Origin of the sequence: Arthrobacter sp. H35-D1, from assembly GCF_030063185.1 — a bacterium.
Taxonomy (GTDB): domain Bacteria; phylum Actinomycetota; class Actinomycetes; order Actinomycetales; family Micrococcaceae; genus Specibacter.
The window spans coordinates 516295-532003 of sequence record NZ_JASISP010000001.1 but is presented as its reverse complement, the minus strand read 5'-3'; the positions used below and the strand labels follow the sequence as shown (position 1 = coordinate 532003).

10 protein-coding genes are annotated in these 15709 nt (G+C 62.2%); 5 read left to right on the top strand and 5 right to left on the bottom strand.

The features are described from left to right. Positions 1–37: 37 nt before the first annotated feature. Genes QMG25_RS02425 through QMG25_RS02415 form a run of 3 tightly spaced genes read right to left on the bottom strand, consistent with a single transcriptional unit; the run spans position 38 to position 2775 of the window. The gene (locus QMG25_RS02425; RefSeq protein ID WP_349307100.1) at positions 38–1357 is read right to left on the bottom strand and encodes an MFS transporter; all 1320 of its coding nucleotides are present in this window, start codon (positions 1355–1357) and stop codon (positions 38–40) included. Then, positions 1317–2009 carry a phosphonatase-like hydrolase gene (locus tag QMG25_RS02420; RefSeq protein ID WP_283456961.1) on the bottom strand — a complete coding sequence of 231 codons (693 nt, stop codon included), beginning with the start codon at positions 2007–2009 and terminating at the stop codon, positions 1317–1319. The genes QMG25_RS02425 and QMG25_RS02420 overlap by 41 nt, the downstream gene beginning before the upstream one ends. Before the next feature lie 13 nt (positions 2010–2022). Further along, the gene (locus tag QMG25_RS02415; RefSeq protein ID WP_283456959.1) at positions 2023–2775 is read right to left on the bottom strand and encodes a GntR family transcriptional regulator; all 753 of its coding nucleotides are present in this window, start codon (positions 2773–2775) and stop codon (positions 2023–2025) included. Positions 2776–2940: 165 nt separating this feature from the next. Between QMG25_RS02415 and QMG25_RS02410 the strand changes: the two genes are divergently transcribed. From QMG25_RS02410 to QMG25_RS02390, 5 genes are all read left to right on the top strand, one after another. Continuing rightward, positions 2941–4119 (top strand): TIGR03364 family FAD-dependent oxidoreductase, encoded by a 1179-nt coding sequence (locus QMG25_RS02410; RefSeq protein ID WP_283456956.1) that lies wholly within the window; start codon positions 2941–2943, stop codon positions 4117–4119. 10 nt (positions 4120–4129) lie between these two features. Continuing rightward, entirely contained in the window at positions 4130–5179 is a 1050-nt protein-coding gene (locus QMG25_RS02405) for a 2-aminoethylphosphonate ABC transporter substrate-binding protein (RefSeq protein ID WP_283456954.1), read from the top strand. Between the two features lie 181 nt (positions 5180–5360). Next, a complete protein-coding gene (locus tag QMG25_RS02400; RefSeq protein ID WP_283456952.1) occupies positions 5361–6551 on the top strand; it encodes an ABC transporter ATP-binding protein in 1191 nt (396 codons plus the stop codon). Beyond that, positions 6548–7444: a 2-aminoethylphosphonate ABC transporter permease subunit gene (locus tag QMG25_RS02395; protein WP_283456951.1), complete on the top strand. Its 897-nt coding sequence runs from the start codon at positions 6548–6550 to the stop codon at positions 7442–7444. Before QMG25_RS02400 ends, QMG25_RS02395 begins: the two co-directional genes overlap by 4 nt. Next, positions 7428–8231: an ABC transporter permease gene (locus QMG25_RS02390; protein ID WP_283456949.1), complete on the top strand. Its 804-nt coding sequence runs from the start codon at positions 7428–7430 to the stop codon at positions 8229–8231. The genes QMG25_RS02395 and QMG25_RS02390 overlap by 17 nt, the downstream gene beginning before the upstream one ends. 89 nt (positions 8232–8320) lie before the next feature. Here QMG25_RS02390 and QMG25_RS02385 read toward each other — a convergent pair whose 3' ends face one another. Both QMG25_RS02385 and QMG25_RS02380 read right to left on the bottom strand, forming a co-directional pair. Continuing rightward, complete coding sequence (locus QMG25_RS02385) at positions 8321–10003, bottom strand: ABC-F family ATP-binding cassette domain-containing protein (RefSeq protein WP_283456947.1); 1683 nt, start codon at positions 10001–10003, stop codon at positions 8321–8323. A 614-nt stretch (positions 10004–10617) separates the two neighbouring features. Next, entirely contained in the window at positions 10618–15582 is a 4965-nt protein-coding gene (locus QMG25_RS02380) for an NPCBM/NEW2 domain-containing protein (RefSeq protein ID WP_283456945.1), read from the bottom strand. Positions 15583–15709: the final 127 nt, after the last annotated feature.

Genomic DNA, 15709 nt, shown 5'->3' with positions numbered 1-15709 from the left:
TTAAGAATATATACCTTGAACGGTATGAGTTGTCTCATTAGACTCTGGCTCGTTCAAACTCTGATTCCGGCAAGGGTCTAGCCGCCGGCGCGGTGAGGATCGAGGCCACAATGGCCACGGCAATGGTCAACAGCGCCCAGCGGATGGTGACGTGGTCACCGAGGAAACCAAGCAGAGGCGGGCCTGCCAGGAATGCGACATACCCGATCGTTGAAACCACGGACACCCGCGCGGCTGCCCTGGCAGGATCATCGGCGGCCGCCGACATTCCCATGGGGAAGCCCATGGCGGATCCGGCACCCCAGAAAACCGCGCCGACGCCGGCAAGCAGCATGGTAGGTGCCATAACAAACACGATCAGACCCACCAGTGCCGAACCGAGGCTGGCGTACAGCACAGACACACGGCCAAACTTGTCGATGAACCAGCCGCCAAAGAACCTGAATAGGGTCATGGCCGCCACGAAGACAGCAAACATGAGGGCGCCACCGGATTCCGTGGCGTCCATTCCGTCAACACTTGCCTTGGCAATCCAGTCGTTGGCAGCACCTTCGGTCAGCGCTGCCCCAAGAACAACCAAGCCGACCAACAGCGTACGTTTTTCAGTCCAGGCACTGCGCCCGCGGGACACCTTGGCCGCAGGTGCTTGTCTGCTACCGCTTGTGGGAGTCTCGGGCAGGAAGAATCGAGGCACAAACAGCATGGCCGCGGCAACGATCGCCACAATGGCCAGCAGGTGCAGCGACATGCTCACATTCAGGGCAGAAAGGCCTGCCCCAAACAGTGCACCGACGAGTGCCCCACCGCTGAACCCGGCATGGAATTGGGGCATGACGGTCCGGCTCAAATGCCGTTCAACGTCTGAACCTTCAATATTCTGGGCAACATCCCACAAGCCAATGCCCACACCAAAGAAGAACAACCCCGTCGCCGTCAACGGTACGGCGTGCTGTGCCAACGCGATGGCAATGACGACCCCGCCCAAGGCGGCCGTGAAACCACCAGCACGGATAGTGCTTGCTGTGCCAAACCGCCCCACAACAGTCCCCGCCAGCGGCAGTGCGATGATCGAGCCCACGGCAATCGCGAGCAGCAGCAAGCCCATTTCTCCGGCCGTCAGCTTAAGGATGCGGGTGACAGCCGGGATCCGGGCAGCCCAACTGGCAAAAACAAAACCATTGATGGCGAACACTGCAAAGGTGGCTACGGCCGCGCGGCGGACCTCTTGCTGGGTCATGGTCAAAAGCTCTTTACTGCTGGTGTGTTGAAAGGGGTATCTCCACTCTAGTGGCGCCTCTTGTGCCCTTGCGTTGCTTCTATGCCGGGGGCCGTGTTTGTGCCAAGGCGGGAATATCAACAACTCCGGCCAGGATGTAGTCGTGCGGGTGGGCTGTAAGTTGTTCGTGTGTCAGCTTCCCCGTCAGGACGCCCACCGAGATACCGCCGGCGTTGTACCCGGCCTGAACATCCACGGCAGTGTCTCCTGCTGCGAGCACGTTGCGGACGTTGTGAATCCCCGTCTTTTCCATGGCCCGGTGAATCATGAACGGCGCTGGACGCCCCTGCACAACATCTGAGGTAGTGACAACCGCGTCAACTGTGCTGCCAACACCGGCGCCAATCCCCCAGCCCAATGATTCCAGCAGGGGGTATGCCACGGCGTCGTCAAAACCTGTGGTCAAGGCGACCTTGATGCCGCGGCCCCGCAGTGCGCTGATGGCCGCCTCCACCCCTGGCAATGCTACGGGCGGAGTCGCCGTGTAACGCACCGCCAAGATTTCACGAAAGCGCGCAAAGGCGGCGGCCACCCGTTCCTCGGTGGGCGCCTCCCCGCCGAGTTCCATCAAGGCGGAGATGGCGGAGACTTTGTCGGCCCCCATCCACTCCTGCAGGTGCGCTGTGGCAACCGTGGCACCGGTTTCCTCAACCGCATCTTGCAGTGCGAGATAGACAATCCCATGGTCATCAATAGTGGTTCCGGCCATGTCAAAGACGGCAAGTTCAATCATGGTGTTCTTTTCCTTAAGACGTTGTGGTGCTTTGGACACGGGCCACGGGAGCCCTTCCATGCAAGGTGTTGCTGATCATGAAATTGGCAAGCTCTGGCCGGTACCTGTCATCGGCATATTCCAAAGGGTCGCCGTTGCGGGAGAACGTCACGCGGCGTTCACGCAGCAGGGGCGCCCCTGCAGCGATCCCCAACAAGGCCGCATCCGGGGCGTCGGCGGCAACGGCATCAATAATGTGCCGGGCACTGTGCAGGTCAACGCCGGCTCCCAAAAGGTAGCGGAACGTCGATCCGGAATCGGTGTCAAAGTCAAAGAGCGGCGCTCCGGCTTTGGGCACAAAGTGGGAGCGCTCCACCATGGCGGGTTCGCCATCCAACAATCGCAACCTTAAAAGTGCCACCACGGGATCTTCACTCCCCATGCCCAACTGCTCGCCGACGATTGGGCCCGCAGCCCGCTTGGCGATCTCCACCGTTTTTTGGCCCGGTATCTTGCCCATCGTCTCCGCCCAGTCGGTAAAAGACATGAACGTCTCCACCGACTGGGAGACCACCGCCGGACGAACCACTGGGGGCTTGCCCCGTCCACCAGCAATCAGGCCCTCGGAACGCAGCGCCGCCAGCGCCTGGCGGACGGGGCCGCGCGAGGCGCCAAACTCGCGGCACAACTCCGCTTCCGAAGGCACAGGGATGCCTTCAGGCCACAGGCCGGCGTCGATCCTGTGCCGAAGTTCGTCTCGGAGTTGTTCATGCAAGGCCAGTTTCATGAGTTGAGTATACAAGCGCAATGGCCGTGAAACCCGCCAGATTTCGGGAAGATAACTGAACAACAGGTAAACAGACGGGGCGCTAAATGAACCGTCTTGGAACTTGTCTATACATCTACTGTTTTGGCTTGAATTGTCCGTGCCCACCACGGCACAGTCATTGCCATGAGCGAATCAATTTCACCTTTCCACGACACTGACGTGCTGATTGTGGGTGCCGGAATCATCGGTCTGGCCCATGCAGCCGAAGCCGTGGCACGCGGGCTGAGCGTACGCATTATCGATCGGGACGCCCGGGCCGTTGGCGCTTCCATCCGCAACTTTGGGCACTGCTGTGTCACCGCACAATCCGGGGAACTGCTCGAGTTGGCCACCGTGGCCCGCGAAGGCTGGTTGCGTCACAGCAAGCTGGCAGGCTTTTCCTCCTTGGCCTCCGGCGGCTTGGCCGTGGCCCGCAACAGCCAGGAAGTTGCGGTGCTGGAGGAACTCTGCGCAAGCCGCGGTGCCGATCAGGTGCAACTGATCACTGCCGCTGCTGCGCATGATCAGCTTGGGGGCCTTGGCGACGCGGCGATCATGGCCGGTGCGTTGCTCCGTGACGACATCCGAGTTGATCCCCGGGAGGCGGTCGCAAAGTTGGCCAACTGGCTGGCCCGCTCGCCACAGGTCACCTTCTCGTGGCAAACCTCCTACTTCGGCACGGACGACGACGGCGCGCAGCGCAGCACGGTCCGCACCTCCCGCGGCAGCTTCCGTGCCTCCCGGGTGATCGTGTGTGTGGGGCATGACCTTGACTACGTCCACCCGGAGCTGGCCGAGTCCTTTGCGGTCAACCGCTGCGCTTTGCAGATGGCCTTGGTCCGCCCGCCGGCGTCGCTGCGGATCACGCCCGCCGTTCTCACCGGCACCTCGATGCTGCGCTACCCGGCCTTCGCAGAAACGGCCGCTGCCGCAGAGCTAAAGCAGGAACTGGCGGCCAAGAGCCCGGAGCTGCTGGCCATCGACGCGAACCTCATGCTGACCCAGCGCCCCGACGGCACGTTGATCATTGGTGACAGCCACCACACCGAGAGCACCGTGGACCCGTTCCTGTCCGAGGACACCCAAGACACGCTCCTTCGCGCCGCTGCGCAACTGTTAGGGACCGGAGACCTTCAGGTCCTGCAGCGCTGGCAGGGCGTGTACGCCTCAAGCCCGCACCAAAACTTCCTCATCAAAGATGTCCAGGCCAATGTCTCGGCAGTGTCGGTGACGTCCGGAATTGGGATGACCATCTCCTTTGGTTTGGCCCGCAAAACGTTTGACCAGCTTGAAAATGCTCCCGTACTCTCGAAAATCTCCTAAGGAAACCGCCATGAAAAAGCCCTTCCGTCTCGCCTCCCTCCTCGCCGCCACCACGGCCGGCGCCATCTTGATGACCGGTTGCGGCGGCACCGCCACCTCGGCCGATAACAACGGTGCCGAACAGCAGATCACCGTCTACAGTGCCGACGGCCTGGCCGATTGGTACGGCACCACCTTTGCCGGCTTCACCAAGGACACCGGTATCAAGGTCAACGTCATCGAGGCAGGCTCCGGTGAAGTGGTGTCCCGCGCCGAGAAGGAAAAGTCGAACCCGCAGGCCGATCTGATCATCACCCTTCCCCCGTTCATCCAGCAGGCGCAAAAGAATGGGCTCCTGCAAAAGAACGCAGCGGACGTTTCCGGCATCCCCGCCGAGGCGCAGTCCAAGGACGGCATGTACGTCTCCGTCGTCAACAACTACGCGGCCATGATCCGCAACACCTCGGCCCCGGACAAGCCCGACACCTGGGCGGAGCTGCTGGATGCGAAATACCAGGGCAAGATCCAGTACTCCACCCCCGGCCAGGCTGGCGACGGCACTGCTGTGCTGCTCCTGCTCCAACACCTCAAGGGCAAGGACGGGGCCCTGAGCTACCTCAAGGACTTGCAAAAGAACAACGTTGGCCCCAGCGCCTCCACCGGCAAGCTGGGCCCAAAGGTTTCCAAGGGTGAACTCAGTGTTGCCAACAGCGATGTGCAGATGGCGTTGCAGTCCATCAAGGCCGACAAGTCCGGCTTTGAGGTGTTCTTCCCCAAGAACGACGACGGGTCCCGCGTCACGCTGGCCCTGCCCTATGTCATGGGGCTGGCAGCCAACGCGCCCCACCAGGACAACGCCACGAAGTTGATGAGCTACCTGCTCTCCAAGCCGGTCCAGGAAACCATTTCCAGCTCCGCCCTGGGCTTGCCGGTCCGTTCCGATGTCACCCCCACCGATGAGAACTACACGGCCTTGAAGAAGACCATGGACGGGGTCACCATCTGGCAACCCGTCTGGGACCACGTCCTGAGCAATCTGGACGCCGATCTCAAGGCGTACAACACCGCCACCGGCCAGTAAGTAGCTGATTCAGCCGCCCTGGCTGGTCCCACCTCTGGCGGCGGACCGGCATTCCCTCGCCCGCTATCCGGCCCGTCGGCCGCGGGCGGCCTTGCGGACTTCCTTGACGCGGGCTATGGAAACACCGGCTCCGCCGCCTTTTTCGGTAAATGTTCCCCCACAACCTCCAACCAGGAGCACCATGTTGTCCACCAAGAAGAAGCCCCGCCGCACCCACGCTGCACCTTTGCGCCCAACACAAGGGTCCGGCGTCGTGCCTGATCACCCGCCGAACGCGGTGGAACTGCGCAACGTCTCGGTCACGTACGGCACCACCACGGCTTTGGCCGGGCTGGATTTGGTTGTGGCATGCGGAGAAACGGTGGCGCTGCTGGGCCCTTCCGGTTCGGGGAAGTCCACTGCGCTGAAAGCCATCGCCGGCTTTGAGCAACCCTCCGGCGGGCGGATCCTGCTCGACGGCGAAGACGTCACCGGCACCTCGCCAGCGCAACGCGGCATCGGGGTGGTGGTGCAGTCGTACGCCTTGTTCCCCCATATGCGCATTGACGCCAACGTGGCGTATGGGCTCAAGGCGCGCAAGCTGCCCAAGGCCCAGATCGCTGCCCGGGTGAAGTTGATGTTGGAGATGGTGGGCATGGAAGACCACGCCCACAAGTTGCCGCGCCAGCTCTCCGGCGGGCAGCAGCAGCGGGTGGCCATTGCCAGGGCACTGGCTATCAAGCCGCGGGTTTTGTTACTGGATGAACCGTTGTCCGCGCTGGATGCTTCACTGCGCGCCGAGATGCTCATTGAACTTCAGGCGCTGCGCGTGGAACTACCTGAGATCGCCATGGTTTACGTCACGCACGACCAGTCCGAGGCGCTGACGCTGGCCGACAGGATTGCCGTCATGCGCAACGCGCGGCTCGAAGAGATCGGCACGGCAGCGCAACTGTACGACCGGCCCGCCAGTGCGTTTACGGCAAAGTTCCTGGGCGGAGCCTCGTTGCTGCCGGCGGTGTCCACCACTGTCGTGTCCGGGGCGGGCACCCTCGCCTCCGTCATGGTGGGGGCGCACCGGATGCGGGCTGTGGCGCCGTTTGCGCTGTTTCCCGGTGACAGGGCCAAGGTGGCGGTACGCCCTCATGCGTGGCAAGTGCTTCCCGGTTCCCCGGAAATATCCGCGTCCACTGTGAACAGCTTGCCCGGCCGGGTGGAGTCTGTGCAATGGCGTGGGGCCGGGCACCGTCTCCAGGTGGACCTGATCGGGATTGCCGAACGTGTCACCGTGGATGTGCCGGCACTGTCGCCAGTTCCGACGCCGGGGGACTTGGTGGTCCTCAGCGCCGATCCGGCGCATGTTGTGTTGGTTCCGGCCGGAGATACGCCGTGAGCGCCGCAGTTCTTGACAAGCCGGCCCCGTCACCCCCCGTGCGGGCTGCCGCCGCTTGGCGGGCCTGGTTGTGGCTGGCCGTTCCCTTGCTTTTCGTAGCTGCGTTCTTTGTCTACCCGCTGGTGCAGATCGGTGCGCAGTCCTTCCTGGACAAGTCCGGGGCGCCAGTGGGGCTGGAAAACTGGCGCTACGAGCTCGCCTCCTCCGCCGTGCAGACGGCCATCGTCAGCACGGTCAAAATCGCGGCCATCTCGACCCTGGGCGCACTGGTCCTAGGCACCTTCATTGCCTTGGCGCTCTCCTTCGTGCCATTTCGTGGTGCAGGGTTCATCACCCGGCTCATCGAAACCGTGGTCTCATTCCCCTCCTTTTTGATCCCGTTGGCTTTTAGCATCCTGTACGGACGCACGGGCGTGGTGAACTCGGTCATGGAGTCGGTGGCCCCCGGCGTGCCGCCGCTGAACTTTGTCAATGACGTCCCGGGCGTGGTGCTGGCGGAGATCGCGTTTTACACGCCGTTCGTGGTCCGGCCCTTGTTGGCCGTCTTTTCCCAGGTTCCGCGCGAACTCATCGATGTCGCCGGAAGCCTGGGCAGCAGTCCCTGGGCGATTGTCCGCACAGTCATCCTGCCCGCCGCCGTGCCGGCGTTGGCTGCGGCCACCGGGCTGACATTCCTGCTGACCATGAACGAGTTTGGCATCATCCTTTTCACCGGCGCCAAAAACGTCATGACACTGCCCATGCTGATCTACACGCGCAGCATCGTCACCTTTGACATCCCCTCAGCCGCCGTCATCGCCTGCCTTCAGGTGGCCCTGTCGCTGTGCGTATATTGCCTCTACCGCTGGATCACCAAGAAACTTTCCGGAGCCCACCATGCTGCTGCACGCTAAATCCACCCGGCTCACCGTCTGGGGCTTTCTGGCCGTGGCCTTGCTGCTGTTGGTGGGCGCCCCGTTGTTGGTCACGTTCATGGCAGCCTTTGCCGGGAGCTGGAACGGTGTCCTGCCTTCCAACCCCACCCTCGGCCACTTGGGCGGAGCCCTGGCTGCGGACAACCTTTCGGCCTTGATTGTCAGCCTGCAAACGGCACTTTTTGCCAGCCTTTTGGCAGTTTTCCTGGGCACGTGGGCGGCCTTGTGCGCGGCGTCCGCGCCAGCGAGCTCTACCGTTTCCAAGGTGAGCGACGCCGTGTTTCACCTTCCGGCGGCAGTGCCCTCCGTCGTCGTCGGCCTGGGGTTGCTGACGGCATTTAGCAAGCCGCCGCTGTTGCTCAACGGCACTGTCAGCATCGTGATTTTGGCACAAACGCTGCTGGTTCTGGCGTTTTCCTACAGCACGGTGTCGGCCGCCGCGCGTGGCGCAGATCCGCTGATCCCCTTGGCCGCGGCAAGTTTGGGGGCCTCGCGGCTTCGGGTTCTGCTCACCATCCGCCTGCCCCTGCTGCTGCCGGCCATCGTGGCGGCGACGGGCCTGGCCTTGGCCTTGTGCATGGGCGAGTTGGGAGCCACCGTCATGGTGTACCCGGCCAGTTGGCGCACCTTGCCGGTGACGATCTTCACGCTGACGGACCGTGGCGCCTTGTTCGACGCGTCCGCCAACACCCTGGTCCTGATTGCCGTGACCGTGGCCGTCCTGGCCGTCATTGCGAAGGTCAAAGGCAGGACCACCCTCAGGTAGCGAACTGCCGAGTGGCCGGGTTCGCGAGGTAGACGGGGCCGCGGCCCGTGCTTAAAAAGACGGTGCCGAAACGGCCCGTGCCCAAACGGCTACCGGGCACGCTCGACCCGCTTTTCATCCCACACTGGCTCGTCGGATTCGTAGACCTTGCCATCGGAGCCAAAGACCAGGAAGCGGTCAAAGGAGCGGGCAAACCAACGGTCATGGGTCACGGCCAGGACGGTTCCTTCGAAGGAATCAATGGCCTTTTCCAGCGCCTCGGCCGAGTGCAGGTCCAGGTTGTCGGTCGGCTCGTCCAGCAGCAGCAGCGTGGCTCCGGAAAGTTCCAGCAGCAGAATCTGGAACCGCGCCTGCTGTCCGCCTGAGAGGGAATCATATTTTTGTTCCGAGCTGGACGCCAGGCCGTAGCGGTCCAAAGCACCGGCGGCAGCTTCACGGCCCAGCCCGGAACGGTGCTCGTCGCCGCGGTGCAGAATATCAAGCAAAGTCCGGGTCAACAGGTCCGGCCGGGCGTGGGTCTGGGCAAAGAAGCCCGGGCGGATGCGGGCACCAAGTTTCACTGATCCCTCGTGCGGCACAGGGGCGATTTGGACGTCTGACACCGGCTCGTGTTCCTTGTCCGGGTCCGAGCCGCCTGCCGCCAAGAGGCGCAGGAAGTGTGACTTTCCGGAGCCGTTGGAACCCAGGACCCCAACCCTGTCACCAAACCACACCTCGGTGCTGAAGGGTTTCATCAGCCCCGTCAACTCAAGTTTGGTGGCGATGACTGCCCGCTTCGCAGTGCGGCCGCCCTTCAAACGCATTTTGACATTCTGCTCGATGGGCAGGGCCTCCGGTGGGCCTTGTTCCAAAAATTGCGCCAGTCTCGACTGGGCCGCTTGGTACCGGTTGGCCATGTCGGAGCGGAACGCCGCCTTGTTCTTGTACATGTTGACGAGTTCCTTGAGCTTGACGTGCTCCTCGTCCCAGCGCTTCCGCAGCTCCTCGAAACGGGCATTGCGGTCCTCGCGGGCCTTTACATAGGACTCGAAGCCGCCACCGTGCGTCCAGCTCGAGGCACCGTTGATGCCCGGTTCAAGAGTGACGATTCTGTCCGCGGCGTTGGCCAGCAACTCGCGGTCGTGGCTGACAAACAGCACAGATTTGTTCGACTCGGCCATCTTGGCTTCAAGCCAGCGCTTTCCCGGCACGTCAAGGTAGTTGTCCGGCTCATCGAGCAGCAGCACCTCGTCGGGACCGGCAAACAGGGCCTCAAGGACCAAACGCTTTTGCTCGCCCCCACTGAGGGAGGCTGCCTTGCGGTACTGGGCAGTGTAGAAATCCAGGCCCATGGCTGCCATGGTCACCTCGTCCCAGGTGGTTTCCATCTCGTAGCCGCCCACGTCGCCCCAGTCGGCAATGGCTTGGGCGTAGGCCATTTGGCTGGGTTCGTCGTCTCGCTCCACCATGGCCAGTTCGGCGTCGTCCACAGCCTTGCCCGCCGTGGCGATGTTCGCCGAGGCGACGGAGAGCAGTAGGTCGCGAACGCTGCTTTCATCGCGGACCTGGCCCACGAACTGGCGCATGACGCCCATGCTCCCTGAACGGGACACGGCGCCTTCGTCAGCCTTGATGTCCTGGCAGATGATGCGCAGCAGGGTGGTCTTGCCGGTCCCGTTGGGGCCGATCAGGGCCGTTTTGGTGCCGTCGGAGACGCGGAAGTTCACCCCATTCAGCAACTGCCGGCCGTCGGAGAGAAAGTAGTCAATGTTTGCAACGTCAATATGTCCCACACAGCAATTCTCCCATCCTTGGCACCCGCCACGCACCGCACCGCTGGCTTTGCCCCAGCACCCGGGGCAGGATGGGGAAAACCCCACCTGGAGCCGGCCTGCTGGAATGATGGTTCCAGCACCCCTCGGCGGCAAGGGTTGAAGCATGTTCACTTCCGAAATTGTCCGTCCCGCATACTCCTGGTCCAATTTCCGACGTGTCACATAGAGGCAGGCCGGAGCTGACCTGGCCTACATCCTGCCCGGCTTCTTCACGGCCCTGGCTTCTTTTGTCGCCTTGGTTGTGTTGTTCACGCCGGGAATCTCCACCATCGTTTTTTGGGTGCGCCTGCCGGTTTTGAGGGCGACCATGTCAACCGCAGGTTCTTTGCCAACGTCAACAGGGCTGTGCGCTGCTGGGCCGGGGCCATCCCTCCGGTGTATTACCTGCCCGCGCCTAAACATACAATTTTCGGCATGTTCAAGAGCCTCGCCGATCCCAGGTGTGGCGGGACTTGGTGCATGGCATGGCGGTTGCTTTCGCCTACTGCACAGCCCCCTCTGGACCGACGAGGGCCCCTTCCGCTGCTCAAGGAAGGGGCCCTCGTTTTCATGGCCTTGTTTACACTGCTTTCCTATGCACGACGCCGGCGGGTGACGACCAGCGCCACGCCACCTCCCAGCACCAGCAGCAAGGCGATCCCTGCCGGAAGCAGGACCTTGGCACCGGTGCTGGCCAGGTCGCCGTTCTGGTCGGCATTGTTGCCGTCAGCGTTGTTGCTGCCAGCATTGTTGCCGCCGCTGTTATTGCTTCCGTTGTTGCCGTTGTTGCCGGCCGAGTCACTCGGCTTGGCCGGGTCGCTCGGTTTGGCCGTTTCCGTCGGCTTGGGCGTCTCGGTCGGGTCGGGTGTTTCGGTGACGGGCGGATCGACCGTTGCAGCCGTGACCACAATCGCCGTCCTGGCCACAACACTGCCTTCACGCTCCAATGTCAGCTCATGCGCACCGGCGGCAAATGCTGCCGGAATGGTGGCCTTCACTGAGGCCGTGCCATCCACGCCTGCCTTCACTGTTGCCAGCTTGACCGGATCCGAATGAATCCACAGCTCATAGGACTCACCCACCACCAGATCCTTGACGTCAACGGTGAACTCAGCACCAACAACCACCGAAGCCGGCGCCGACAAGCCCGGAACAGCAGGCTCCGTAGTCTCCACCGGAGCAATAACGGCATCAACCGTTGAGGCCGCAATCAGACCAGCCTTGTCCGTGGCACGGTAGGCAACTGACACCCCGTCGTCCCCCGCCTCGATCGCAGCAGTATAGGCCTGCCACGTGGTTCCACCATCAGTGGAATACTCCACCGTGGCAACACCGGAACCCGAATCAGCAGCTTCCACCGCAATGGTGCGCGCATCAGCATCAACAACCGCTGAAACGGTGGGCACCTGCGTATCCACCTTGAACTCGGCCGTGGACTTGTCTTCTTCGATGTTGCCCGCGTCGTCGCTGGAGCGGTACGTGAAGCCGTTCTCTCCTTCAGGGAGGGTGACCGCTTCGGTGTACTCCGTCCAGGGGCCGGCACCGATCTTGTACTGGGTCTTGGCAACACCGACGTTGTCGGTGGCGCTCAAGGACACGCTCGGAGCCGTGGTGTACCAGCCCGAATCAGCCGGAGCTGTCGGGTCGATGGTTGCCGTGGTGACGGGGTCGGCCTCATCAGCCGGAGCATCCGCCTCGCAGGAGACCTTGGCATTGCCCCAAACACCGTGGGCACCACCGATGGCACCTTCCGAGATCGGGTCCACATGCAGCTCCAGATAGGAAACGCCGCTCAGGTCGACATCCACTTCTTCAGGGGCGAAGCCGGAGACAAACGTCCGGCTCTGGTAAAGCTGCTTGCCGTCGCCAACAACGGTGAAGATGATCTTGCCGGCAAAGTCGCCTTCCAAGCCGATGTCGCTGGTGAAGCGGCTGCACTGCCCGCCCGTGTAGTAGCTGACATTGGAAGGTGCATGAACGCCCAACCCCTTGTCATATTCGCGGGTAACCGGGTCAGCACCTGTCTTGTCAACGACAGTCAACGGTACGTCGGGGGAATCCGCAGCATCCTTGTTCGCCACGTCCTTGCCAATGACGCCGTAGCCGTTGCTCGCCGAGACCCAATCCAGGTCTGAGACAAAGGCGTCGGCGCTGGGCGCATCCGGCAGCGGGAAATCCACTACCTGCCAGTCGAAGAGCTTGACCGAGTCGACGACCGGAAGTGTCACCGACGCCAGCTGCTTGGCGGGAAGCAGCCGCAAAGTGCCCGAGTAGATCTGGTAGCCGTAGTCGGTGTATTCAGGGTTGACTTCCGTGTTTTGGTTGTTGCGCCCCATGGACTTGATGGCAACCTTGGCACCCTGGACGTCCCCTTGCGGGAGCCAGTTGGGGAAGTAGACGGACTGCTTCTGCACGGTGCCGTCGGTGTAGGTGATGGTGAACTCCGGGGATGCCCCTTGTCCGCTATTCGACGATCCAAGGACGGCCAAATCCGTACCCTGTCCTGACAGGGCAATGGTTTGCCCGTTCAAGACAACCGCGTTCTTCTTGTCCGGGCCAACCTCGGGCCAGGTGTAGTTGATCTCCGTGGGCAGACCGGCATCAACGCTCACAGTTGACCCGGGGGTGACGCCGCCGGCCGGGACCGGGGCCTTCTTCATTTGCTCACTGCTGAAGGAAGCCTTGCCGCCGTCAAAATTACCGAGCTTGTCGGCAAAGGCACCGTCGGCCGTTGTGACGGAGATGTTGTTGAATGCCCCGGCCAAAGAACCGTAGGCAACGTACATCTGGTTCGCCCCGGAGACTTCCTGGCCGGCGTTCTTGGAGTCCTTGTAGCTTGCCTTTGCTCCGATGGTTTGAATGCCGGCAGCTGCGCCGGCTCCTGGGACAAGGTCAAAGGTGGCCTGGATCGTGGCGCCTGCTGCCACCGAAGCGACTGTTGCGCCCTGATCGTTGCTGACGGTCCAGCCGTCGGGGAGCTCGGGGGAGATGACAACGTCGGTCTTGGCGTTGCTGCCGGTGTTGCTGAAGGAAGCCGAGGCTGTGGTCTTCTGGCCTTGGAACACCCTGTCTTCCAGGCTCACGGCAACTTCTGCCGCTTTTGCGTCGGAGTCGGTTCCGCCAACGGCGGAGGCGCCCTTCAAGGTCACTGTTGCCGTCGCGGAGGAAGCGATTTCGCCTGCCTTCACGTGTACCGTGCCACCTGCATCAGTGCCGTCGTAGTACCAACCGGTCGAGGCTGACTTGAACGCTTCAGCATCGGCAAGCTTCGTCAGCTCGGTGGCACCCACGGTCACGGCCGTGGGCTGTGATCCGCTGTGGACTTCCAGCTTGTACGGGCGGGTGGCAGCCTTGCCGGCGTAGTCGCCGTCGCGCTTGCCAATGGTGACTGCGACGTCGCCGCCGTTCTTGGCAGGGGCTGTGACGTTGAATTCCTGGGTGCTTGACTGGCCGTTCTTGTATTCCCGGGTGACTTTGTCGTCCTCGTTCATGGTGAAGGACGAGTTGCCGGAGGGGTACACGTCCACGGTGATTGCCGAGTCTTCCGGGATCAAGGATGCGTTGCGGGCAAGTTCTCCCTGCGGAACCACTGAACCGGCACGGACAAACATGGGCAGCGTTTCCAGCGGGGCTTCGTAGCCGTTGATGACTTGGCCGCCCTGGTAGATGGTGCCCGTCCAGTAGTCCACCCACTGGCTGCCTGTTGGCAGGACAATACCGTTGCGCACGTCGCTGTTCGTGGAAACCGGTGCCACCAAGTAGTCGGAGCCGAGCATGAACTGCGTCTCTGCTTCCTTGGTGTAGGAAAGCTCGTCCGCGGGGAACTCCAAGGGCATGCTGCGCATCATGCCCACGCCTGTGTTGTGGGCGTCAACAGCCAACGAGTAGATGTAAGGCATAAGTTCCTGGCGCATCTGCAGGTACTTGCGGTTGATCTCGGTGGCAGTATCGCCGTAGAGCCAGGGCCGCTTGTCCGTGGGGGCCCAGCCGCTCATGGAGTACAGTTCCGGGGCAAAAGCCTTCCACTGCAAGTCGCGGACGTAGCTTTCGGTGCTGCCGCCAAAGATTCCGTCCACGTCGGACGTGGTGAACGCTTGGCCCGAGTTCGTGGCACCGGCCAGCGCAGGCACTCCCCAGCGGGCCTGGTCCAGGTTTCCGGAGTGGTCGCCCGTCCATTGCACGCCGCAGCGCTGGGAACCGGCCCAACCTTCGACCATCAGCGTGTTGGCGCGGCCGGTTGAGTAGTCTTCGATGCCGGACTTGGCAGATTCACATCCTGTGAGGGCCAGGCGGTAGCCTTCTCCGACCCACGCAACATCAAGCTTGCGCATGGCAATGCCGTCCTCGCCGACCTCCGTTGCCTGGTTGGTCAGGGAGCGCTGGGTCCACAGGCCGGTCTTGAGGTTCGCCTCGGCCTTGATTGCCTTGACTGTCCCACCGAGGCCCTTGTCCGGATTGTCGGGATCATAGGGGGCGTCTTTGTCATAACCGACAGGGTCCGGGGTGTACTCGCAACCGTAACCGTCGTTGATGATCATCCAGCCCGCAGGCATGTCATGCGCCTTGAATTCCTTGGCGGTGGTCACCGCGTCGAAAGTGACGTCCTTGGGTGTTGACGGGCTGGTGTAGCCGGAGGAGGAGTAATCAGGGTTGGAGCGGTTGTAGCAATCCGCGTCGCCATACTCCAAGCCGTACACGGGAGGCAGGTTCGGACGTCCTGTCAGCTTCGTGTAGCCGTCCAAGTTCTCCTTGTAGTCTCCAACAAAGTAGTAGGCGTCAAAGCGCTTTTCTTTGTGGGTGGTGGTTTCATCGGCTGTAAAGGTATAGGAACCGGGTGCGAAAGTATTCCGCATGACACCGTAACCGGCACTTGTCATGTAGTAGGGAACAGCATTGGGGTGCCCACCATCGGCCCAGTTGTAGTTGTTGGAAATATTGATCGTCGAGCCGGTGTGCACCACTCGGCCGTTCTGCATGCCGCCGCCGAGGAACTCCTCGCCGTCAAGGGGCGTCAGGTGCTGGGTTGTGGTGTTGGCGCCAAAGGTCAGTGCCTGGGACTCCTGCCACACGACGGAACCGTCGGCGCGCTTCAGCGTAAAGGCTCCCGAGGACTTGTTGACCTCGAGCTTGACCTTGGCCGTGGCCATCGTGACGACAGCGCCTGCCTCGGTCACAGTGACCGCGCCTGCCTGAAAGTCGTCTTCGCCCACCACAATGTTCGCGGAGCGTTGCACATCCGCCGGTGACGCCGGCGTGTTCGCCGGGTCCTTGAATTCTCCCGTTGGGGTGGCTTCCAACCGGAAGTTCCCGTCATCAAGGAAAGTTGCCCGAATGGCTCCCGTGGCCGGAACCAAGGTGACCACATTGCCTTCCTGGCTGTAGGAACTGATGGCGCCCAGCGTGGTGCCGTCGGCGTCCACAGCAATTTCCGGTTTGATATTGGAGGCTGAAATGGGTGTTCCGGGATCGGCCACTGCGGCTTGGGACAATGCCAGCGCAGGCAGCGTACCCACCGCAAGCAGCCCGGCGACGGCAACTGCCGTGGCACGTTTGCCCAACCTTTGCCTGTTCGGGGGTTTTGCCGGCGACCTTGCCGGTTCCTTTACGTGTTGCAACGACATTCAAACTCGCTTTCAAGCATTGACGATGTTTCATGACTGGATCTCTAATCAAACGATCATTACC